20 protein-coding genes are annotated in these 22,158 nt (G+C 68.9%); 8 read left to right on the plus strand and 12 right to left on the minus strand.

Translation table 11 applies throughout. From position 1 onward, the window contains the following. Positions 1-156: 156 nt before the first annotated feature. Positions 157-1,485, minus strand: coding sequence for an NtaA/DmoA family FMN-dependent monooxygenase (locus ACODRX_RS18595; RefSeq protein WP_488873024.1), 1,329 nt, complete (start codon positions 1,483-1,485; stop codon positions 157-159). Positions 1,486-1,504: 19 nt separating this feature from the next. Next, positions 1,505-3,589: a TonB-dependent receptor gene (locus ACODRX_RS18600; RefSeq protein WP_488873025.1), complete on the minus strand. Its 2,085-nt coding sequence runs from the start codon at positions 3,587-3,589 to the stop codon at positions 1,505-1,507. Positions 3,590-3,801: 212 nt separating this feature from the next. Here ACODRX_RS18600 and ACODRX_RS18605 point away from each other — a divergent pair, with 212 nt between their 5' ends. Then, a complete protein-coding gene (locus tag ACODRX_RS18605) occupies positions 3,802-4,584 on the plus strand; it encodes an IclR family transcriptional regulator (RefSeq protein WP_488873026.1) in 783 nt (260 codons plus the stop codon). A gap of 4 nt (positions 4,585-4,588) precedes the next feature. Here the strand turns inward: ACODRX_RS18605 and ACODRX_RS18610 are convergent, their stop codons facing one another. Beyond that, positions 4,589-5,395 carry an ABC transporter ATP-binding protein gene (locus ACODRX_RS18610; protein ID WP_488873027.1) on the minus strand — a complete coding sequence of 269 codons (807 nt, stop codon included), beginning with the start codon at positions 5,393-5,395 and terminating at the stop codon, positions 4,589-4,591. A gap of 118 nt (positions 5,396-5,513) precedes the next feature. Between ACODRX_RS18610 and fepB the strand changes: the two genes are divergently transcribed. The 4 genes from fepB (at position 5,514) to ACODRX_RS18630 (ending at position 10,396) form a co-directional block, all read left to right on the plus strand. Beyond that, positions 5,514-6,452 carry a Fe2+-enterobactin ABC transporter substrate-binding protein gene (fepB, locus tag ACODRX_RS18615; protein ID WP_488873028.1) on the plus strand — a complete coding sequence of 313 codons (939 nt, stop codon included), beginning with the start codon at positions 5,514-5,516 and terminating at the stop codon, positions 6,450-6,452. A 3-nt stretch (positions 6,453-6,455) separates the two neighbouring features. Then, positions 6,456-7,481 (plus strand): FecCD family ABC transporter permease, encoded by a 1,026-nt coding sequence (locus tag ACODRX_RS18620; RefSeq protein WP_488873029.1) that lies wholly within the window; start codon positions 6,456-6,458, stop codon positions 7,479-7,481. After that, on the plus strand, positions 7,478-8,518 hold the full coding sequence (locus ACODRX_RS18625) for a FecCD family ABC transporter permease (protein ID WP_488873030.1): 1,041 nt from the start codon (positions 7,478-7,480) through the stop codon (positions 8,516-8,518). The genes ACODRX_RS18620 and ACODRX_RS18625 overlap by 4 nt, the downstream gene beginning before the upstream one ends. 129 nt (positions 8,519-8,647) lie before the next feature. Beyond that, positions 8,648-10,396, plus strand: coding sequence for a phospholipase D family protein (locus ACODRX_RS18630; RefSeq protein WP_488873031.1), 1,749 nt, complete (start codon positions 8,648-8,650; stop codon positions 10,394-10,396). Between the two features lie 85 nt (positions 10,397-10,481). Here ACODRX_RS18630 and ACODRX_RS18635 read toward each other — a convergent pair whose 3' ends face one another. The 8 genes from ACODRX_RS18635 to ACODRX_RS18670 all read right to left on the minus strand — a co-directional run bounded on the left by ACODRX_RS18635 (position 10,482) and on the right by ACODRX_RS18670 (position 18,505). Continuing rightward, complete coding sequence (locus ACODRX_RS18635; RefSeq protein WP_488873032.1) at positions 10,482-11,456, minus strand: tRNA dihydrouridine synthase; 975 nt, start codon at positions 11,454-11,456, stop codon at positions 10,482-10,484. A 2-nt stretch (positions 11,457-11,458) separates the two neighbouring features. Beyond that, entirely contained in the window at positions 11,459-12,673 is a 1,215-nt protein-coding gene (locus ACODRX_RS18640; protein WP_488873033.1) for a methyltransferase, read from the minus strand. A gap of 65 nt (positions 12,674-12,738) precedes the next feature. Further along, entirely contained in the window at positions 12,739-13,278 is a 540-nt protein-coding gene (locus ACODRX_RS18645; protein WP_488873034.1) for a GNAT family N-acetyltransferase, read from the minus strand. 499 nt (positions 13,279-13,777) lie between these two features. Beyond that, a complete protein-coding gene (locus ACODRX_RS18650; protein ID WP_488873035.1) occupies positions 13,778-14,113 on the minus strand; it encodes a hypothetical protein in 336 nt (111 codons plus the stop codon). Positions 14,114-14,217: 104 nt separating this feature from the next. Further along, positions 14,218-16,830, minus strand: a complete 2,613-nt coding sequence (clpB, locus tag ACODRX_RS18655) for an ATP-dependent chaperone ClpB (RefSeq protein ID WP_488873036.1) — start codon at positions 16,828-16,830, stop codon at positions 14,218-14,220. 124 nt (positions 16,831-16,954) lie between these two features. Beyond that, complete coding sequence (locus ACODRX_RS18660) at positions 16,955-17,338, minus strand: type II toxin-antitoxin system death-on-curing family toxin (protein ID WP_488873037.1); 384 nt, start codon at positions 17,336-17,338, stop codon at positions 16,955-16,957. Then, positions 17,338-17,943: a virulence RhuM family protein gene (locus ACODRX_RS18665; protein ID WP_488873038.1), complete on the minus strand. Its 606-nt coding sequence runs from the start codon at positions 17,941-17,943 to the stop codon at positions 17,338-17,340. Before ACODRX_RS18665 ends, ACODRX_RS18660 begins: the two co-directional genes overlap by 1 nt. Then, complete coding sequence (locus tag ACODRX_RS18670) at positions 17,936-18,505, minus strand: molybdenum cofactor biosynthesis protein MoaE (protein ID WP_488873039.1); 570 nt, start codon at positions 18,503-18,505, stop codon at positions 17,936-17,938. The genes ACODRX_RS18665 and ACODRX_RS18670 overlap by 8 nt, the downstream gene beginning before the upstream one ends. Positions 18,506-18,585: 80 nt before the next feature. On the opposite strand from ACODRX_RS18670, the gene ACODRX_RS18675 reads away from it, so the two are divergent. Together ACODRX_RS18675 and ACODRX_RS18680 are read left to right on the plus strand one after the other, a co-directional pair. After that, positions 18,586-18,837, plus strand: coding sequence for a hypothetical protein (locus ACODRX_RS18675; protein ID WP_488873040.1), 252 nt, complete (start codon positions 18,586-18,588; stop codon positions 18,835-18,837). Between the two features lie 48 nt (positions 18,838-18,885). Continuing rightward, positions 18,886-19,206 carry a hypothetical protein gene (locus ACODRX_RS18680; protein ID WP_488873041.1) on the plus strand — a complete coding sequence of 107 codons (321 nt, stop codon included), beginning with the start codon at positions 18,886-18,888 and terminating at the stop codon, positions 19,204-19,206. Positions 19,207-19,224: 18 nt separating this feature from the next. On the opposite strand, the gene ACODRX_RS18685 is transcribed toward ACODRX_RS18680, so the two are convergent. Beyond that, positions 19,225-19,926, minus strand: a complete 702-nt coding sequence (locus ACODRX_RS18685; protein ID WP_488873042.1) for a Crp/Fnr family transcriptional regulator — start codon at positions 19,924-19,926, stop codon at positions 19,225-19,227. Positions 19,927-19,994: 68 nt separating this feature from the next. Here ACODRX_RS18685 and ACODRX_RS18690 point away from each other — a divergent pair, with 68 nt between their 5' ends. Next, entirely contained in the window at positions 19,995-22,151 is a 2,157-nt protein-coding gene (locus tag ACODRX_RS18690) for a TonB-dependent receptor family protein (protein ID WP_488873043.1), read from the plus strand. The last annotated feature ends 7 nt before the right edge of the window (positions 22,152-22,158 follow it).

Here is a 22,158-nt window from a genome sequence, read left to right on the forward strand (position 1 = left end):
CGGCCCGGCGGCAAAAAAGGGCCCCCACGCTTGCCCACTGCGTGTGGCCGCTGCCTCCCGAGGGGGCGCTTTTTGCCTTGGGGCGGCCCGGCGGCAAAAAAGGCCCCCCACGCTTGCTCGCTGCGTGTGGCCGCTGACCCCGGCGGCACCGCGCGCTCAGCGCTGCGCAGGTTCCTGGCGCGACTCTTCGAGATGCTCCATGAAGGTGCTGCCCGTGTAGCGGGAGCGGAACAGGCCGGCCTCCACCAGGCGCGGCACCAGTTGCTCCAGCACGCAATGCAGCGACTCGACGGAGCCGCCGGGCGCGGCCAGGAAGCCGTCAATGGCGCCGGCGGCGCTCCACTCGGTGATCTGCGCGACGGCATCGTCCACCGTGCCGACCACCTGCCAGTGCGCGGCCGAGAGGATTTCAGGGCGCTGCAGCAGTTCGTCGATGCGCAACGACTCGCGCCCCATCAGGCGCCTGAGCAGGCCCGCATGCGTGCGGCTGGACGGGGTCGCCACGGGCGGCGGCAGGTCGGCCGCGGTGATCGGCCGGTCTGCGGGCCAGTCCGTCAGGTCCAGGCCGACCAAGGCCTTGATCGATGCCAGCTTGCGGCCCCTGTCCACCCGGCCGTGCGTCTGCTGGAACATCTCCCGGGCCTGCTCGCGGGTGTCGGCCAGGTACAGGCTCAGGCCGGGCAGCAGGCGCACATCCTGCGCCTGGCGGCCATGGCGCTGGGCGCGCCGGGACAGGTCGCGGCGCAGCTCCAGCGCCGCGTCCAGGTCGGGCGTGGGGGCGAAGACGATGTCCGCCACCGATGCCGCGAAGTCCCGCCCGGTGCTGGACGCGCCCGCCTGCACCAGCGGAATGCGCGGGCCGCCGAAAGCCGGCAGGTTCAGCGGGCCGCGCACCTTCAGGTGCGGGCCCTCATGGTCTATGGGGTGCACCAGCGAGGCATCGGCATAGCGGCCGCTGTCCCGGTCGATCTTCAAGGCCTCGTTGGGAAAGCTGGCCCACAGCCGGCGCACCACCTCGGTATATTCCGCGGCCCGCGCATAGCGTTCGTCGGCATCGGGCATGGCCTTCAGGCCGAAGTTCTCGTGGCCCTGCAGGGCCGTGACGATGTTCCAGCCGGCGCGCCCGTTGCTGATCCAGTGCAGCGACTGGAGCTGGCGCGCCACCGCATAGGGCGGGAAAAACGTGGTCGAGACCGTGGTCACCAGGCCGATGCGCGAGGTCTCGCGCGCCAGCGCGGCCATCAGCACTGTGGGGTCCAGGCTGGCGAAGCCCGCGCCCGTCTCCAGCACCTCCATGGGCAGAAAGCTCACGTCGGGGCGGAAGACGAAGTCCAGCTGCGCGGCCTCGGCGCGCCGGGCCAGGTCCAGCGCGAAGTCGCTGGAGTACAGCCCTTCGATGTTGCTGCCGGGCCTGCGCCATGCGTCTCCGCTCAGCCAGGTGGGGGCCAGCGAAAGGCCGATGTGCAGGGGTTTGCGGGGTGTCATGTGGGGTGTCTTTCCTCTCTCAGAACGTTCCGCGCACGCCCACGCCTATCATGCGCGGCGCGGTCATGCTGGCCTCGATGCCGCCGATGCCGCGGTTTTGCTGCAGGTAGGTGGGCGAACGCCGGTCGAAGACGTTCTTGATATAGCCGTACAGCTGCACATGCGCGCTGTACGCATAGCTCATGCGCAGGTCGGCGAGGGTGTTGGAGCCGACCACGTAGGCGCGGGTATTGGCGGTATCGGAGTAGTAGCCGTCCAGGTGGCGCACCTGGCCCGAAACGTTGAAGCGGGGGGTGACGTCCCAGCTCACGCCCAGGCTCAGCGTGTAGCCCGGCGAGCGGGCGAAGCGGTTGTGCTCGTAGCCGGGGTTGCTGCTTATCTCCTCGATGCGGGTGCGCAGCACGCCGGCGCCGGCCTTGATCCGCAGGTTGTCCAGCGCGCGGTAGTCGGCGCCCAGCTCGAAGCCGTAGGCATGGGCCTTCTCGGCATTGATGGTGTAGGACTGGGCCACGCCCGGGGAGATGACCACGGGGATGTTGTACTGCGCATCCCGCATGTCCATGTAGAACAGGTTGGTGTTGAGCATCAGCCTGTCACCGAGCAGGCTGGCGCGGCTGAAGAGTTCGTAGTTCCAGACCGATTCCTTCTTGAAGTAGGCCCATTGCCGGCTGGTGAGGTTCAGCGACACCCCGCCCGGGTTGTAGCCGCGGCTGACCAGGCCGCCCACCGTCCAGCGCGGCGTGGCGGCATAGGCCAGCGACAGCTTGGGCAGCAGCGCCGAGAAGGTTTTCGTGTAGTCGAGGGCGGTGGGGGCCAGCACCGAGGTGCCGTCGCGCACCACCTCGTCGCGCTGGTAGCGCAGGCCGCTGCTCAGGGTCCAGCGCTCGGCCAGGCGCCAGTTCAGCTCGCCGAAGACGCCCAGGTTCTTCTTCGTGTCATCGAAGGCGGACAGGCCGCGCAGCAGCAGGCTCTCGTCCGTGCCGGTGCGGGCGTAGTAGACGCCGCCGAAGCCGCTCAGGCGGTCCTTGTCGTTGCCCACCAGGGCGCGGAACTCGTTGGAGACATTGTTCTGGCGGATATCGGCATCGCCCTCGCCGGGAATGCCGGTGTAGCGCTGCACCGATGAGCGCGAGTACTGGGTCTGGTTGACCAGGCGCACGCCGTTGCCCAGCTCGTAGCTCAGGTCAAGAATGCCGGTGTCGGTCTTCTGCTTCCAGCTGGGCATGGTCGTCGTCCAGTGCTGCAGGGCGCTGAACGGCTCGGAGGCGGCCTCCTGGCTGGGGCGGTTGCTGTCGTTGTGCGAATAGGTGAGCTTGGCCTCCAGGCCGGGGATGCGGCTGGGCAGCCACAGCAGTTTGAGGCGTGCGTTCAGCGCGCGGAAATCCTGGTCGGCCTGGCCCCGCTGGAACTGCGGATTGTGGTAGTCGATGAAGGTGTCGCGCCCCGAGTAGTCCACGGCCAGGCGCGCGGCCAGCTCCTCGCCCACAGGGCCTGAGATGGCGACGGACGCACGGCGCGAGTGGTAGTTGCCCGCCTCCAGCTGGTAGGCGGCCTCGGGCTTGAAGCTCGGGTCCTTGGTGTTCACGACGATGGCGCCCGCGATCGCATTGGCGCCCTGCGAGGTGGTCTGCGGGCCGCGGTACACCTCGATGCTCTCCACGTCCCAGACCGAGGTCGCGCCGAAGAACATCTCGTTGTAGTTGAGGTAGTGGCCGTCCAGGTTGATGGTGGCGCGCGGCACCGTGCCGCCCCAGAAAACGTTCTGGCCGTTGTTGGGGCCCTGCGTGTCCTGCCCGCGGATGATGGGCGCGCCCACCGTGTCGGTGTAGACCACGTTGGGCACATCGTGCAGCACCTCGTGGACCGAGGCGTTGCCACTCTCCTCCTTGGCCAGGTCCTTGCCGGCCTTGACCGATACCGAGGAGGCCGTGTCCTTGAGTTCACGCCTGACCTTTTCGCCGCTGACCACGACCGCGTCGAGCGTGGCGGATTCCCCCCCGGAATCCGACACACCCTGGGCAAAGGCGCCGGCCGGCGCCATCAGGGTAGAGAGTGCAACAGCGCCCGCCCGAAACGAGCGCCTGCGATGGAAATACAGCTTCACAGCATCTTCCTTTAGTGAGAATGATTCTTGTTTTTTCATGGTACAGCATGGCGCGACAAAATTCCACCATGAGGAATACATTCCCGTATGCGGAAGCAAGAAAAACGCTCAAAGCATGTCGGCTCCCGCCCGGCGAAGCCGCTATCATCAACAGCGGCGGCGCCCGCGCGCCCACCTGCGATGCGCCTGGTACAGGCAAGAAAGTCCAGCCCTTGAAAAAAACAACACCCCAGACAACCGCCGGCGAGAAGCGCTCCGGCACCATCCAGTCGGTCTCCATCGCCACCCGGTTCCTCATGGTCCTGGCCAACGCCGAAAGCGAGCTGGCGCTGGGCGAGGTGGCCCGGCGAACGGGAACGGGCGGCTCCACGGCCCACCGCTACCTGCAAAGCCTGGTCAAGGAAGGCCTGGCGAAACAGGACCCGGCCAGCGGCCTCTATGACCTGGGCAGCGCGGCGCTGAGCATCGGCATCGGCGCGCTCAAGCGCGTGGATGCGGTGGAAATCGCGGCCCAGCGCATGAAGGCGCTGACGCACAGCCACGCGCTCAGCGGCGGCGTGGCCATCTGGACCGACCGCGGGCCCACCCTGGTGCGCTGGTACCGCAGCGCCTATTTTTCGATCAACCCGCTGGCGCTGGGCGACATCCTGCCCCTGGACAACACGGCCTGCGGCCTGGTGTTCCAGGCCTTTCTGCCCAAGGCCACCATCGACGCCGCGCGCCGCCAGCAGCCCGCCCATTTCCGTGGCAAGCCGCCCGCCAAGGCCGTGCTCGACGAAGTGCGCGAGCGCTGCTGGTGCGAGCTGACCAGCCACCTGCTGTCCAACGTCACGGGCCAGGCGGCGCCGGTGTTCGACGCGCAGCATGAAATCGTCTGCGCGGTCACCACCGTCTCCGACCTGGGCCAGCTCAAGTCGCCGGAAGACCGGGTCGCGCTGCTGCGCGAAGCCAGCCTGATCAACCAGGCCACGGGCGGCCGCGCATTCGAGCCGTAGGGCCTCATGGCCCTGCCGTGGCAGGCACGCCCTTGCGCCCCCTGGGCACCACCAGGGGCGTGCCGGTCACGGGATCGGGAATGATCACCGCCGGCAGGCCGAACACCTCCTGCACCAGCTGCTCGGTAAAGATCGCCCCGGGCTCGCCCTGGGCAACGATGCGCCCGTCGCGCATGGCGATCAGGTGCGAGGCGTAGCGGCATGCCTGGTTGAGGTCGTGCAGCACCGCGACCACGGTGCGGCCGGCGCGGTTGAGCTCCGCCAGCAGCTCCAGCAGCTCGATCTGGTGGGCAATGTCCAGGAAGGTCGTGGGCTCGTCCAGCAGCAGGATGGGCGTCTGCTGCGCCAGCACCATCGCAATCCACACGCGCTGTCGCTGGCCGCCCGAGAGCTCATCCAGCAAGCGGCCCGACAGTGCCGCCACATCGGTGGCCTGCATGGCCTCGGCCACGGCCTGCTCGTCGGCATCCGTCCACTGCTTCAGGAAGGACTGGTGGGGATAGCGCCCGCGCGCCACCAGGTCCGCCACCGTGATGCCCTCGGGCGCCATGGCGCTTTGCGGCAGCAGGCCCAGGCGCCGCGCCACCTCCTTGGCAGGCCATTGCGCGATATGCCTGCCATCCAGAATGACCTCTCCCGCCACTGGCGCCAGCAGCCGCGACAGCGCGCGCAGCAGCGTGGACTTGCCGCAGGCGTTGGGCCCCACGATGACGGCAAAGGAACCATCGGGAACGGCCAGGGACAGGCCCTGAGAAATCGTGCGTTCGCCGTAGCGCAGCGTCACGGCATCGGCACTCAGTCGATGCGTCATCGGCACTCATGCCCCACAAGCAATAGGTTCTTCAGCGCTGCCATTGTGGAACGCATTCTACAATGAGGAATACCCCAAGGCGCCCCGCGGCGCCCGGCCCCGTCCCGCTCAAACCGATATGAACAGACTCCAACTTGCCGCCCTGGGCGCTGTCGCCGTGGCATCCGTGCTGGCCCTGATGGCGCTCGCGCCACGCACCGCCGCCCGCGAGGAAAGCGCCACACCACAGGCCGTGCTGCCCCAGCGCATCGTATCCACATCGCCCAGCGTGACCGGCATTTTGCTGGCCATCGATGCGCCCGTGGTGGCCAGCGCCGCCACCACGCCCAGCCGGCTGACCGACGGCAAGGGCTTTTTCTCGCAATGGGCCCACGTTGCCGACCAGCGCGGCGTGCAGGTGCTCTACCGCAACCTGCAATTCGACATCGAGGCGGCCATAGGCGCGAATCCGGATTTGCTGGTGGCCTCCGCCACCGGGGCCGACAGCGTGGCCCAGCACCGCGCCGAACTGCAGGCGCAGGGCGTGCCCATGGTGGTGGTCGACTACTCCAGCCAGTCCTGGCAGGACATCGCTACCGAGCTGGGCCGCATCACCGGCCGCACCAGGCAGGCGGCCGAAGCGATTGCCCGCTTCGATGCCTACGTTGCCCAGGCCGCCGCATCCATCACGCCGCCCGCCAGGCCGGTCAGCATCGTCGCCTACAACCTGGCCGGCAGCTACTCCATCGGCCGCGCCGCTAGCCCGCACGCACGGCTGCTGGCCGCGCTGGGCTTCAAGGTGGAGGGCCTGCCGCCCGCGCTGGCCCCGCAGGTCACCCGCTCGTCCGACTTCGAATTCATCTCCCGAGAAAACCTCTCGGCCGCCATCACTGGCGACTCCGTCTTCCTGCTCGGCGCTTCGCAGGGCGATGTCCAGGCCTTCCTGGACGACCCGCTGCTGGCCAACCTGCCCGCCGTGGCCGGCCGGCGCGTCTATGCGCTGGGGCCGAGTTCGTTTCGCATCGACTACTACTCCGGGCAGCAGATGGTCGATGCCGTGGCCAGCCATTTCCGCTGAGCCATGCGCGCACCAGTCCAAGGCGCGGTGGTTCGCAAGCGCCGCCTGGGCCTGGCCGGCGGCCTGCTGGCGCTGGGCCTGATCGCCGTGCTCAGCATCACCGTGGGCTCGCGCGACATTGCCCTGGGCGACATCCTCAGGGCGCTGCGCGCACCGGACCTGGGCGACGACCGGCACCTGGTGGTGAGCCTGCTGCGCCTGCCGCGTACCGTGGTCGCCATCCTGGCCGGCATGGCGCTGGGCGTTGCCGGCGCGCTCATGCAGGCCGTGACCCGCAATCCGCTGGCCGAACCGGGCCTGCTGGGCGTCAACGCCGGCGCGGCGCTGGCCGTCCTCATCGGCATGACGGCCTTCGGGCTGACCACCGTGACCCAGTATGTCTGGTGCGCCTTTGCGGGCGCGGGTCTGGCCGGCGCGGCCGTCTTCGCGTTCGGCCAATCGCGGGGCGCGGGCGCGCAGCCCGTGCGCCTGGTGCTGGCCGGGGCCGGGCTGTCCGTCATGCTCACCTCCAGCGCGGGCATCATCCTGCTCAATGCGCCCCCCGAAGTCTTTGACGGCTTCCGGCACTGGGCGGCCGGCTCCCTGGAGGGCAGCAGCTATGCCAGCGCCACCGTGCTGGCCGCCGCCGTGGCCGTGGGGCTGGTGGCGGCCTGGGCCATCGTGGGCCAGCTCAACGCCATGGCGCTGGGCCATGACGTGGGCCAGGCGCTGGGCGTGAATGTGCGCGCCACCGCGCAACTGGCCTGCCTGGCGGTCATGCTGCTGGCCGGAGCGGCCACGGCGGCGGTGGGCCCCATCGCCTTCGTGGGACTGGTCGCCCCGCATCTTGCGCGCCTCTCGTCCGGTCCCGACTACCGCTGGATACTGCCGCTGTCCGCGCTCTACGCGGCGGTGCTGCTGCTGGGGGCCGATGTGCTGGGCCGCGTCGTCGCGGCGCCCGCCGAAGTGGCCGCGGGCATCGTCGCCTGCCTGCTCGGCGGGCCGTTCTTTGTCTGGGTGGCGTGCAGATACCGCTTGAGCAGGCTATGAAGACATCCCTGAAAGCCTCGGTAGTGCGCTGGGGCCCGTATGCGCTGCGCTGGCGTCCCAGGCCGCTGGCCGTGGGCATGGGGCTGGTGGCGCTGGCCCTGGTGCTGGGCGTGCTGCTGCTGGGCACGGGAAGCCTGTCGCTGGGCCCGGCCGAAGTGCTGGACAGCCTGCTGGGCACGGGCGCCCACCCCGCCGCCGAGCGCATCGTGCTGCGCGTGCGGCTGCCGCGCGTGCTCACGGCGGTCTTCGTGGGTGCGGCGCTGGGCATGGCCGGCGCCATTTTCCAGTCCGTCTCCCGCAACGCGCTGGGCTCGCCGGACGTGATCGGCTTCACCACGGGTGCGGCCAGCGGGGCGATTGCGCTGATCGTGCTGGGCGACGCCGGGCCGCTGTGGACCTCGCTGGCCGCCGTGCTGTCGGGCATGGCCACGGCGGCGGTCGTGCTGGCGCTGTCCGGCGGCCGGCGCGCGGCCGGGGGCTACCGGCTGGTGCTGGTGGGCATAGGCGTGGGGGCCACGCTCTCGGGCCTGAACACCATCCTGCTGGTCATGGGCGATCTGGACCGGGCCGTCTCGGCCCAGCGCTGGCTGGCCGGCTCGCTCAGCGCGCGGACCTGGGCCCATGTCGTGCCGGCCGCGCTGGGCTTCGTCGCCATCGTGCCGGTCGTGCTGTGGTGCGCCCGCCGCATCAACCTGCTGGAGCTGGGCGACGACGCCGCCACCCAGCTGGGAGTCCACGTGCCGCGCACGCGGCTCATCATGGTGATGGCCGCCGTGGCCCTGACCGCCATCGCCACGGCGGCGGCGGGGCCCATCGCCTTCATCGCGCTGGCCGCTCCCCAGGTGGCCCGGCGCCTGGGCCTGTCGCCCGATGTGCCCCTGTTCACGGGCGCGGCCATGGGGGCGGTGCTGCTGCTGGCGGCCGACCTGCTCAGCCAGTGGGCGCCGGTGCGCCTGCATCTGCCCATAGGGTTGGTGACGGGCCTGCTGGGCGGGGTCTATCTGCTGTGGCTGTTGTTTCGCACACGCAGGGGTTAGGCAAATCCACGCCAGGCCGGGGAAGATTGACAATAATCATCGGACCCGCCTCTTTATTCGCCTGCAACCATGGCCCATTCCCTGATCGCCCCCCGCTTCCTCCCCCCTTGGCGCCAAGCCGGCCGGGCCATGCTGCTGCTCATGCTCTTGCTGCTTGGCGGCTGCGCCAGCCGGCTGCCCACACAGGTGCAGCGGCCCGTGTCCACCGCCGTGCAGCCCTCCGGCAGCACCGCCCTGGGCCAGCTCGTCGCCAGCCGCAAGCAGCGCGAGAACCAGGCCGGCGACGAGGCCTCGGGCTTTGCGCTGCTGACCGGGCCGCAGTCGGCCTACGGCAGCCGGCTGGCGCTGGTCGAGGCCGCGCAGCAGACGCTGGACCTGCAGTACTACGCCATCCATGCCGATGCCAGCACCGAGCGGCTGCTGCTGGGCATCGTGGCCGCGGCGCGGCGCGGCGTGCGGGTGCGGGTGCTGCTCGATGATTTCCACAGCACCGGGCGCAATGCGCAGGTGATGCGGCTGGCCTTCGTGCCGGGCATAGAGATGCGCATGTTCAACCCGCTGGTGGGCAGCCGCGATTCGGGCCTGAGCCGCATCTGGAGCGCCGCCACCGACTTCCAGCGCGCCCAGCAGCGCATGCACAACAAGCTCTTCCTGGCCGACAACCTGGTGGGCGTGATGGGTGGCCGCAACCTGGGCGACGCGTATTTCGGCAATGCCGAGAATTCCAACTTCCTCGATGCCGACCTGCTGGCCGCCGGCCCCATCGTGCAGGATCTGTCCAGGAGCTTCGACAGCTACTGGAACAATGCCCGCGCCTACCCGGTGCAGTCGCTGATCGAGCGCCAGGAGCTGGATGCGATGCGCCAGTCCTTCGCCGCGCGCGAGGCCGGTGAGGCCGGTGATACCGGCGCCGATGGCGCCGCGCCGTCTGGCGGCCCGCGCCCCACCCCGCCCGATGGCGAGCCCCGCCCCGACAGCCGCCAGCCCCCCTCCGCCGAGCAACGTGCCCGCGCCTGGGACATGCGGGCCACCGAGCTGGACACCCTGCCCCTGGTCTGGGCCCGCGCGGTGATGCTGGCCGACCAGCCCAGCAAGATCCCGGCGGTGGATTCCGACGGCGTGACCGATCCGCTCAGCGCCAGCAAGGGCACGCTGGCCAGCGCCCAACTCGCCCGCATCAACATGCCTCGCAGCGCGCTGGCCGCAGCAGGCAAGCCAGCCAGCGGTGCAGCGGCCGGCGATTCGGTGGTCGAGGGCCTCGTACACCTGATCGGCTATGCCCGCCAGGATCTGCTCATCGTCTCGCCCTACTTCGTGCCGGGCAGCGACATGCTGGCCGCCTTCCAGGCCGCGCGCGAGCGCGGCGTGCGCATCCGTATCCTCACCAATTCGCTGTCGTCCAACGATGCGCCGGTGGCCCACGTGGGCTATGCCCGCTACCGCGAGGCGCTGCTGCGCAGCGGGGTGGAGCTGTACGAGCTGGTCAGCGACAGCAGCACGCTGCGCGCCGCGCTCGGCGTGGGCAGCGGCGCCACGGCGACGGCCGGCTCGCGGCTGATGCTGCATTCCAAGCTGCTGGTGGTGGACGGACAGATCCTCGTCGTCGGCTCGATGAACCTGGACCAGCGCTCGCAGTTGCAAAACACCGAGATCGCGGTGCTGGTGCGCAGCCGCAAGCTCTCGGCGCAGACCTCCGAGCAGATCGAGAAAGGTCTGGCGCTGGGCGCCTGGCATGTGGTGCTGGAGGACGGCGCGCTGCGCTGGAAGGCGCCGCCCCAAAGCGACGAAAGCGACCAGACCCACGAGCCCGACACCAGCCTGCCGCTGCGCCTGCTGCTCAGGCTGATCGGGCCGTTCGCGCCCGATGAATTGCTTTGAATAAAATAGTAGCTGTCAGCGCTTGCTACATGGTGTTTTCAAATACAAAACTATCTGAAATATCCATATAGCAAGCGCTAGCAGCTCATATTTTTGATAACTCCAGCAACCACGCGCTGATGGCGCGCTGATCGGTCATCACCCGCACGTGCTGGTAGGCCGCCTCGGCCTCGGGGTAGGCGCGGCGCAGCAGGTTCAGCCATTGCTTGAGGCGCCCGGCCCGCTGGCGCGGCTCCAGGCCGGCGCAGACCAGCTCCCAAAAGCGCTGCAGCGCCGGCAGCAGCTCGGGCCAGGCCAGGGCGCGACAGCCGGCCGGTGCAGGCTGGCCATTGCGCTCGGCGACCGCGGCGCGGATGCGCCAGGCCAGGCCCGGGTCGGCCACGATGCCGCGGCCCAGCATCAAATCGGTACAGCCCGATTCGGCCTGGCAGCGCAGCGCGTCCGCCACCGTCCAGATCTCGCCATTGGCGACCACGGGTATGCGCACCGCCTCGCGCACGCGGGCGATCTGGTCCCAGTAGGCGGGCGGGCGGTAGCCGTCGAGCTTGGTGCGGCCATGCACCACCAGCTCCTCGGCGCCGCTCTCGGCCATGGCCAGCGCGCAGTCCAGCATCAGCGCCCGGTCGTTGAAGCCCAGCCGCATCTTGGCGCTGACCGGCATGCCCGCCGGCACCGCCCGGCGCACCGCGGCCACCACCGCGCGGATGGCCTCGGGCTCGCGCAGCAGCGAGGCGCCGCCGCCATGGCGGTTGACCACCTTGGCCGGGCAGCCGAAGTTCAGATCTATCCCCTCGGGCGCGAGCCGCGCCAGGTTCGCTGCATTGTCGGCCATGCTCGCCGGGTCGGAGCCCAGCAGCTGCGCGCGCACCGGCGTGCCGGCCGCGGTCCGGCTGCCCTGCAGCAGCTCGGGCATGGTGCGCAAATAAACCTTGTCGGGCAGCACGCTGCCGGTGATGCGGATGAACTCGGACACGCAGCGGTCCGCGCCGCCGATGGCGGTGAGCACATCGCGCAGCACGAAGTCGAGCAGGCCCTCCATCGGGGCAAGCAGCAGGCGCATGTTCAGGCCGCTGCGGCCAGCCGCCACAGCGAGGTCAGCTCGGCCGAGCGGGCCGCGTGCAGCGGATCGCCGGGCTCGAAAGCCTTGCCGTGGCGCGGGCGGATGTCGAGCCGGCCCGCCACCCTGAGCCCGGCCGCCGCGAACCAGCCCAGCAGCTCGCCCCGGCTGCGCAGGCCCAGGTGCTCGGCCAGGTCGGACAGCACCAGCCAGGCCTCGCCGCCAGGCAGCAGGTGCGCGGCAGCGCCGGCCAGGAAACCGCGCAGCATCGCGCTGCCCTCGTCGTACACCGCCCGCTCCACCGGCGCGCTGGCGCGGGCCGGCACCCAGGGCGGGTTGCACAGCAGCAGCGCCGCGCGCCCTTCGGGGAACAGATCCGCCTCTTGCAGCCGCACCTGCCGCGCCACGCCCAGGCGCTGCAGGTTGTCCTGCGCGCAGGCCAGCGCACGCGCATCCATGTCGGTGGCCACCACCTGCCGCACGCCGCTGCGCGCCAGCAGCACCGCCAGCACGCCGGTGCCGGTGCCGATATCGAAGGCCAGCGGCTGCTGGCGCAGCGCCGCGGGCAGCGGCTGCGCCAGGGCCTGGGCCACCAGATCGACATACTCGCCGCGCACCGGCGAGAACACGCCATAGTGCGGGTGGATGCGCGCATAGGCGCCCGGCGGCTGTGCCAGCGCCGGTATCTCCACGCCGCGCCGGCGCCATTCGTAGGCGCCCACCAGCGCCTGCAGCTCGCGCAGCGACACGAGCTGGGGCTGGCCGTCGGACTCTCCCCAGGCCTGGGCGCAGGCCTCGGCCACCTCGGGCGCGCGGCGCAGGTCCAGGCGGTAGCCGCCATCGAGCTCCAGCAGCAGCATCGACAGCACCCGCGCGCGCTGCGCCTGCAGCTGGCGATGCTGGTGAAAGCGCTGCGCCATCGCCGGCGTGCCCAGCGCAGCTGCCTGGCCCTGGCCGCCCGCCGCCTTCTTCTTGGCCGACTGCGCCGCGGTGCGGTCCAGGCGGCGCGCCAGCGCGCTGAGCAGCTGGCGGGCATTGTGGTAGTCGCCGCGCCACAGCAGCGCCGTGCCCTCGCAGGCCAGGCGGTAGGCGGCATCGGCCGTCATGCGATCGTCGGCCGGCACCACGCGCCGGGGCGGCGCGCTGCCGCGCTCGCTGCGCCAGCGGGCGCTGCGCGGGGCGCCGGCCTCGGTCCAGGCGATGGGGGGCACTTCTGTCATGCGGTGTCCGGAAAAAACAAAAGGCCGCAATCCAACGGCCTTCGGGATGGGTTTGGCAAAGGGCCTCAGGCCTTGTGCATCAGCGGGCGCGCCATGCGGATTTCCTCGATTTTGACGGCCCCGAAGGTGGCGGTCTTGGCGGTGGACATTTCGCGCTTGAAGCCGGCCAGCTCATGGAAGCGCAGCGCGCGCTCGTTGCGCAGCGGCACCCAGGCGGTCACGCTGGTGCAACCCTCTTCGGCCAGGCCGTCGCGCGCGGCATCCCACAGGGCCACGCCCACGCCGGTATTCCAATGGGTGGGCGCCGCATAGATGGCCCAGATCTCGCCGGTGGTGGGGCGGGTCTTGGCATCGCGCGAACGGTCGAAGCCCACAAAGCCCACGATCTTGTCGTTTTCAATGGCCACCTGCACCTGCGGCTCGCAGTACTCGATGGCCTCGCGCCAGTAGGCCTGGCGCTTTTCGACGGTGGACAGGGATTTCAGCTGGTCATCGGGAAGAATACCGCGGTAGGACTCCACCGCCGCGGCGGCATGGATCTGGGCAATTGCCTTGGCATCACGAAGCGTTGCAGCACGCACTTGAATACTGTTGTTCGTCGACATGAGAAACCGAAATCAAAAAAAACGATGAATGAAGCCAAATGCGCACACCAGACGTCGTACACTGCCGACGACAGCCGCCCATGCCGGTCCTTTGCCGGACTCGCCCGGGCCTGCGGACATGCAAGCGCTGCGCAGCGGATGCTCAACGCCAAGCCTTGCAAGCCCACAGCCCCTACCCCAAGGCGCCCTACGCAAGCGGCACAGGCAGTTCATCCACGAACGAGCCGATGGCTTTGAAAAAAGGCGTATGGAGTAAGCGGCGCGCAGAATACACGCTGCGGAGGTGTTCACACGAAAGCCTGTGATTGTCGCACTCCTGACACGTTTTGGGTAGTCCCCAAGCATGCTGTGGGGCTAGTCGCGCCAGACTTTGCAAGCGCGCCGATTTGCGCTAGGCGTTTACCCTAGTACCCCCTCCCACCTGACAGCCAGCACACATCGGCAGCCAAAGAAAAACCCGGCCGCGGCCGGGTTCGATCCGTGGGCAGGAGCCCAAGTGTCAACGAATGTCGCGGGCTTCCACGTCGGTCACATCGCCGGCCATCACCGCGGCAGGGCCGCGCATGCCGGAATGGGCCGCAGGCGCATGGCCGGGGGCGCTCGCCCTCCAGCGGGCGGTATTGCGGTACACGGTGGTCCAGCCCGCTTGCGGAAACGTGCGAAACGCAAACGGCGCCACCGGCCGCCCCGTCAGCTTGGCCCACAGCAGGCGCCCGCACCACAGCAGCGCCATCAGCGCGGCCACCACCAGAAGGCTGGCCAAAAACACCAGCCCCATTGCCAGGCCCACCAAGCGGATGGTCCAACGCACTATGCCAGCGAACAATTCGTTCAAAGTACTTCCTTTCCAAGGGAGCCGGCTGCACCGGCCCCGGGTTTCATGTCACGCGTATGACCACACAAGCATAGCGCAGCGCAATGCTTGTGCGGCCTGCGTGGTTAAGCGGTTTGCACCGCGTCGCCGAAGTGGAACTCGCCCGGCGCGCGCACCGGATCGACGCTGACCGGGATCGTGCTCTTGGGCGGGTACCTGCCTTCGAGCAGCAACCGGGACAGCGGGTTCTCGATGCGCTGCTGGATGGCGCGCTTGAGCGGCCGCGCGCCAAACACCGGATCGAAGCCCACCTTGGCCAGCTCGGCCAGCGCGGGCTCGCCCACCTGCAGATGCAGCTCCATCTTGGCCAGGCGCTGCTCCAGCTGGCGCAGCTGGATGCGGGCGATGGCTTCGATGTTCTTGGCATCCAGGCCATGGAAGACCACGGTTTCGTCGATGCGGTTGAGGAACTCGGGGCGGAAGTAATTCTTCAGCTCCCCCCAGACCGCCTCCTTCACCTCGTCGTAGGGCTGGCCCACCATCGCCTGGATCAGCTGCGAGCCGATGTTGCTGGTCATCACGATCACCGTGTTCTTGAAGTCCACGGTACGGCCCTGGCCGTCGGTCAGGCGGCCGTCGTCAAGCACCTGCAGCAGCACGTTGAACACGTCGGGGTGGGCCTTCTCTACCTCGTCGAGCAGGATCACGCTGTAGGGCTTGCGGCGCACGGCCTCGGTCAGGTAGCCGCCTTCGTCGTAGCCCACATAGCCCGGGGGCGCGCCGATCAGCCGCGACACCGAGTGCTTTTCCATGAACTCGCTCATGTCGATGCGGATCAGATGCTCCTCGCTGTCGAACAGAAAGCCCGCCAGCGCCTTGCACAGCTCGGTCTTGCCCACGCCCGTGGGGCCGAGGAACAGGAACGAACCCGTGGGCCGGTTCGGATCGGACAGGCCCGAGCGCGAGCGGCGGATCGCGTTGGAGACGGCGGAGATCGCCTCGTCCTGCCCCACCACGCGCTCGTGCAGCCGGCCTTCCATGTGCAGCAGCTTGTCTTTCTCGCCCTGCATCATCTTGGCCACCGGAATGCCGGTGGCACGGCTCACCACCTCGGCGATCTCTTCGGCGCCGACCTGGGTGCGCAGCAGCTTGTGTCCCTTGCCCGGCGCCTTTTCGCGCTCGCTCTCGCTGTCCTGGGCTTCCTTGAGCTGCTTTTCCAGCGCCGGCAGCTTGCCGTACTGCAGCTCGGCCACCTTGTTGAAGTCGCCCTTGCGGGTGGCTTCCTGGATCTGGAACTTGAGCTGTTCGAGGTCCTTGCGGATCTGCTCGGAGCCCTGGGCGCTGGCCTTCTCGGCCTTCCAGATCTCCTCCAGGTCGGCGTATTCGCGCTCCACCTTGGCCAGGTCATCCTCGATCAGCGCCAGGCGCTTTTGCGAGGCTTCGTCGGTCTCCTTCTTCATCGCCTCGCGCTCGATCTTGAGCTGGATCATGCGGCGCTCCAGCTTGTCCATGACCTCGGGCTTGGAGTCGATCTCGATCTTGATCTTGGCCGCGGCCTCGTCGATCAGGTCGATCGCCTTGTCGGGCAGGAAGCGGTCGGTGATGTAGCGGTGGCTGAGCTCGGCCGCGGCCACGATGGCCGGGTCGGTGATGTCCACGCCGTGGTGGGCCTCGTACTTCTCCTGCAGGCCGCGCAGGATGGCGATGGTGTCCTCCACGCTGGGCTCGTCGACCAGCACCTTCTGGAAGCGCCGCTCCAGCGCCGCATCCTTCTCGATGTACTTGCGGTATTCGTCGAGCGTGGTCGCGCCGATGCAGTGCAGCTCGCCGCGCGACAGCGCGGGCTTGAGCATGTTGCCGGCATCCATGGCGCCCTCGGCCTTGCCGGCGCCCACCATGGTGTGGATCTCGTCGATGAAGAGGATGATGCGGCCGTCGTCCTGCGCCACCTCCTTGAGCACGGACTTCAGGCGCTCCTCGAAGTCGCCGCGGTACTTGGCGCCGGCCAGCAGGCCCGCCATGTCCAGCACCAGCACCTTCTTGTCGCGCAGGGTGTCGGGCACCTCGCCGGCGACGATGCGCTGGGCCAGGCCCTCGACGATGGCGGTCTTGCCCACGCCGGGCTCGCCGATCAGCACCGGGTTGTTCTTGCTGCGGCGCTGCAGCACCTGGATGGTGCGGCGGATCTCGTCGTCGCGGCCGATCACCGGATCGAGCTTGCCCTGGCGGGCACGCTCGGTCAGGTCCAGCGTGTACTTCTTCAGCGCCTCGCGCTGGCTTTCGCCATCGGCGCTGTCCATGGTCTGGCCGCCGCGCACCGCGTCAATGGCGGCCTCCAGCGCCTTGCGGGAGAGCCCCGCCTCGCGGGCCAGGCGGCCAGCCTCGCCTTTGTCGTCGGTCAGCGCCAGCAGGAACAGCTCGCTGGCATAGAACTGGTCGCCACGCTTGATGGCCTCCTTCTCGGTGGCCTGCAGCACGCGCTGCAGCTCGGGGCCCACGGTGACCTGGTCCTGCCCCTGCACCTGGGGCAGGCGCTTGACCGCGTTTTCCGCGGCTGCCGCCAGCGCATTCACATTGACGCCGGCGCGCTGCAGCAGCGCATTGGGGCCGTCGCTCTGGCGCAGCATGGCCGTCAGCACGTGCAGCGGCTCGATATAGGCGTTGTCGTTGCCCAGGGCCAGCGACTGGGCATCGGCCAGCGCTTCCTGGAATTTGGTGGTGAGTTTGTCGATTCGCATGGTGATTTCTTTCGCTCCTGTTATCAGAGTCACTGCGTTCTATTTGACAGCCGAGCGCCCATTTTCAAGAGCCCCTGCCGCACAAGCAATACACAGAGGTACCAGCCGGTTGCGCTGAATCAAGTCAACGGGCGTGCGTGTCGATGGCAGGCTTTGCCAGCATGTGCATCACGAGCCGGATGAGCACATCCTTGTGCGCAGGGTCGGACTCAGCCACCAGCAAAGCGAGAGCGGCCAAGCCTACGTCGTTGATGACGGGCTGTCCATCCGCGCCCAGCAAGCGCCCGTTGCGATGCAAGAAATCGACGAACAGGAAAGCGCCGCTACGCTTGTTGCCATCGGCAAAAGGGTGATTCTTGATGACGAAATACAGCAAATGGGCAGCTTTCGCCTCAATGCTAGGGTAGGCGGGCTCGCCAAACACGCTCTGGTCAAGGTTACCCAACAGGGCTGGCAAGCCATCGCCGCGCTCCAGCGCAAACAACTCGGTGGCCTCGCCGCGCTGCATCAGGCTGGCCCGCAGGTGGTCAACGCCATGCGTGCCTCTATCACGCTGGGCAACTGGCCTCCGGGTTGAGTGGAGGGTTCGGCCAGCAGGCCTTCATCGTAGCGTTGCAACCACAAGAAGGTGTGGGTGTAGCGGGTAACGATATCGACCAACCCTCGGCCCGTATCGGCACTGAGTTCTGGCGCTTGCGCCGCCTTGCGCACCAGTTCGAGCGCGGCCTGCAGTTCTGCCGCGTTGCTGTGCAGCCGCTGGCGATTGATGGTGTAGCCGCGCGTGAGATGTTCGCGTAGCAGGCACGTGGCCCACTGGCGAAAGCGGGTTCCTTGCTTGGAATTGACCCGATACCCCACGGAAAGAATGGCGTCCAGGTTGTAGTGGTCGACTTGATAGGTCTTGCCATCAGCCGCAGTAGTTGCATTTTTTGCAACTACTGCGGAACGCTCCAACTCGCCTTCATGGAATACATTGCGCAGGTGGCGCGAAATGACGGATTTGTCGCGCCCGAACAGGTCCGCTATTTGCAGAAGGCTCAGCCATACCGTTTCGTGCTTGAGCTGAACGGTGATTTCCCCGCCATCGCTTTGGTAGATCGCAACCTCATCCACTGCTTGCTCCCCCGGCTTTTTCCTCCCAGCGCGCCAGCGCCACATCATCGCTCACCCGGGCATCGACCCAGCGGGCGCCTTCGGGCGTCTGCTCCTTCTTCCAGAACGGCGCCTGGGTCTTGAGGTAGTCCATCAGGTATTCGCAGGCCAGAAAGCTCTGCCCGCGGTGCGCGGACGACACCGCCACCAGCACGATCTGCGCCTCGGGCGCCAGCAGGCCCACGCGGTGGATCACGCGGGCGCCGAATATCTCGAAGCGCTGGCGCGCCTGCTCCACGATACCGGCGATGGACTTCTCCGTCATGCCCGGGTAGTGCTCCAGCTCCATCGAGGTCACGGTGCTGCCGCCCCCCGCCGCCGCCGGGCCGCCCCAAGGCAAGGGTGCCCCCTCGGGGGGCAGCGAGGACACGCCTGTGCCGAGCGTGGGGGCACTGTTTCTGTCGCGCACCGTGCCGACGAAGCAGCACACCGCGCCGATGCGCGCATCGCCCGCGCGCAGCGCCGCCAGCTCCTGGCTCACGTCGAAGTCGGCGGTCTGGATGGCGATATGGGAATGGAACATGGCAAGTCAAAAAAAGCGCTACAAGCCCTAGTATGACCCGGTCTGCGGCACACTATGCAGCTCTTATCTCCACTCCCACCATGGCCACCCAGACCTTCAGCGCCCACGGCTACCTGCTCTACCCCAACCCACGCAACCAGCACCGCGTGGTGTTCGAGTTCCACCTCTTCGTGCCACATCCCTATGCGATCATCGACATCCCGGCGATGGACCTGCAGGGCAAGACCAGCGTCTTCGCCGCCTGCCGCGAGTCGGACAAGAAGATGGGCCAGGTCGTGACCTTCGAGCTGGAATCGGATCTGGCCCGGTTCGAGAAGCGCTTCACACCATGAGCCCGACGAATCTCGGCCCCCGCAGCTCCTGTCTTTTGAATCGATACCGTGTCCTCCGATAGCCAGCTCTTCGTTCCCGACTCCTTCATCGCGCTCTATGCCGAGCGCCACGGCCGCCTGCGCGTGCCGCTGCGCGAGCTGCAGGCCCGCTACGAGCTGTGCGAAGACCTGGCCACCGCGCTGGTGGAGCAGGCGCAGGCGCTGTACATGCAAAGCGCGCCGTCCGAGCCGGCCATCCTGCTCAGCATCCACCAGGGCCTGGCCGGCGCGGATTCCGGCGTGGGCGCGGCCGAGGCACGCTGGATCGTGCTGAGGCTGGCCGAATTGCTGGGCTGGCAAGCGCCGGCCCTGCCCTGCGCAGAGGGCTGACCGCCCCGCCAGCGCAACTCACAGCGAGGCGACCAGCTCGCGCAGGCGCGCCGCCTGCAGGATACGCCAGCAACGCCGGCCACCGCTGATCCAGCCCTGCCCGCGCCACTCGGCCAGAATGCGGCTGAGGGTTTCGGCGCGGATGCCCAGATGCGCCGCCAGATGGTGCTGGGTCGTGGGCAGCTCCAGGCTTTCGCCCTGCCTGCCCGACTGGTCCAGCAGATAGGCCGCCAGCCGCTGCGGGGCATTGCTGCGCGTGAGCCAATCCACCTCGTTCACACGCCGGTACAGCCGCAGGCTCAAGGATTCGAGCAGGCGCAGCGCCAGTGGCGGGTAGCGCTCGCAGGCCGCATGCCATGCGCCGCGCGGAATGCGCCAGACCACGGTGGCGCCCCGGGCCCGCGCGGTCATCGGGTACAGGCCATGCGGCATGAACATGGCCGCCTCGGCCACCAGCTGGCCCGGGCCGAAGCAATGCAGCATGCGCTCTTCTCCGGCCGCATCGTAGCGCAGCACTTCGACCGCGCCTTGCTCCACCAGCAGGCAGTGCCTGGCCCTGTCGCCCTCGAAGAACAGCGTCTCGCCATCGCCATGTGCGCGCCGCGCAGCCGCCTGCGCCAGCTCGCCGGCCAGCGCCGGCGCCAGCCCGTCAACCAGTGCATGGGCGGCGAGCAGCCCATGCACCGCCGCCCGCTCGCCAACCCGCTTGACAAAAGTCATTTGCGATCCCTTCCGCATGCAGCATGCTCCACAAATACGAATGAATCTTATTAAACATTTTTACTCCCATGCAGCAACCGTCACTTCCCCGCCTGCGCCACACCCTGCTGCTCCATGCGCTTGCAGCCCTGCCCTGGAGCCTGGCGCAAGCCGCCGACGAAAAGCCGCATGAGCTGCCGCCCGTGACCGTGCGCGCCTCCGGCGAAGGCGCGCAGGCGGATGCCGCGCCGCTGCGCCCATCGGTCCCGGCCGAGCGCGAGCGCCTGGCGCGCGTGCCCGGCGGCACCAACCTCGCCACGCCGCAGCAGGAGACACGGCTGGCCACGCTGCGCGATGCGCTGGACTACCAGCCCGGTATTGTGATCCAGGACTTTTTCGGCGCCACCGACCAGCCCCGGCTGTCGATTCGCGGCTCGGGCATCCAGAGCAATCCGGTCAACCGCGGCGTGCTGCTGCTGCAGGACGGGCTGCCGCTCAACGAAGCCGACGGCTCGTTCATCATCGGCCTGGTGGAGCCGCGCAACGCAGCCCTGGTGAGCGCCCGCCGCGGCGCCAACACCCTCACGCCCGGCGCGACCACCCTCGGCGGCGAGCTGGACTTCCAGTCGCTCACCGGCGCCGACGAGCGCGGCCGCGTGCGGGCCGAAGCCGGCAGCTTCGGCCGCCGCGCGCTGCAGGGCGCCATCGGCCTGCAGGGCACGCAGTGGGATGCGCGCCTGAGCGTCAGCGGCGACCGCTTCGACGGCTGGCGCCACCACTCGGCCTCGCGGCGCGAGGCGCTGCACGCCAATTTCGGCTTCCAGGGTCCGGACGGCTTCGAGAACCGCAGCTATTTCTCCTGGACCGACCTGGACTTCGAGATCCCCAGCGTCGTGCCCAAGGAGCGGGTGCGCTCCGATCCGCGCGGCGTGATGGGCGACGGCAATACCCCGCAGGACCAGCTGCTCAACGTCTACCGGCGCGATCCGCGCCGCGAGGCCCGCCAGTGGCGCCTGGCCAACCGCTCGCGCTGGGGCGACGACGCGCTGCGCCAGGAGCTGGGCGTCTACTGGCAGGACACGCACGACCTGTTCAACAACCAGACCAGCTACACCATCACCCACAGCCGCACCGCCGGCGCCCAATGGCAGGCCAGCGGGCAAAGCAGCGAATCGCTGGCCTGGCGCGCGGCACTCGGCTGGTCGCGCAGCCGCATGGAGCGCGGCCTGGATGCCACCAGCCCGGCCAACGGAGCCCCGATGCAGCGCTTCGGCGCCTACGGCCTCAACGCCGACAACCTGCAGGCGCAGCTGGGTGCCGACTGGCGCCTGGCGCAGGCCTGGGCGCTGTCGGGCCAGCTCGGCTGGAGCCGCCAGTCGCGCGATGCGGACAGCCGCCTGGACGGCCGCGCGCTCGAGCAGCGCTGGACCTTCGCCACGCCCAAGCTGGGCGTGGTCTGGACACCGGCGCCAGCCACGCGCTGGTGGGCCAACCTGAGCCGCAGCCAGGAAGCGCCGACCTTCTGGGAAATCGTCTCGGCCACCGTGGCGCCCAACGCCCCCGCCGCGGCCAGCAGCGCGCTGGTGCCGCTACGCCTGCAGCGCGCCACCACCTTCGAGCTCGGCGGCCAGGGCCGCTGGGGCGAGGGTGTACGCGCGCTGCACTGGAGCGTGGCCGCCTACCGCAGCCAGGTGGCCGACGAACTCATGAGCACCACCGACGAAAGCGGCATCCGCATCGGCACCTTCAACTACGCCGGCGGCACGCGCCACCAGGGCGTGGAGGCCGGCCTGTCGGGCAGCTGGCCGCTGGGCGATGCAGCGCACGCCGGCGCACTCGACTGGCGCGCCTCGTGGACCTACAGCGACTTCCGCTTCAAGCAAGGCGCCTATGCCGGCAACCGCATCGCCGGCGTGCCGCGCCACCTGATCAATGCCGAGCTGCTGTGGCGCCTGGCCGCCGGCCCGGGCGTCTGGCGTTTCGGCCCCAACCTGCGCTGGATGCCCAGCGCCACGCCCACCGACCATGCCAACACCGCCGGCAGCGAACAGGACGCCTATGCGCTGCTGGGCCTGAAGCTCGAATACAAGCGCGGCCCCTGGAGCACCTACCTGCAGGCCGACAACCTGAGCAACCGGCGCTATGCGAGCAGCTACGCGATCCGCAACCAGGCCACGGCCGCGCAGCCGGGCTACCTGCCGGGCCTGGGCCGCAGCCTCGCCGCGGGCCTGAGCTACCAGTTCTGAAGGCGGA

Source organism: Comamonas sp. FG99 (genome assembly GCF_057808605.1).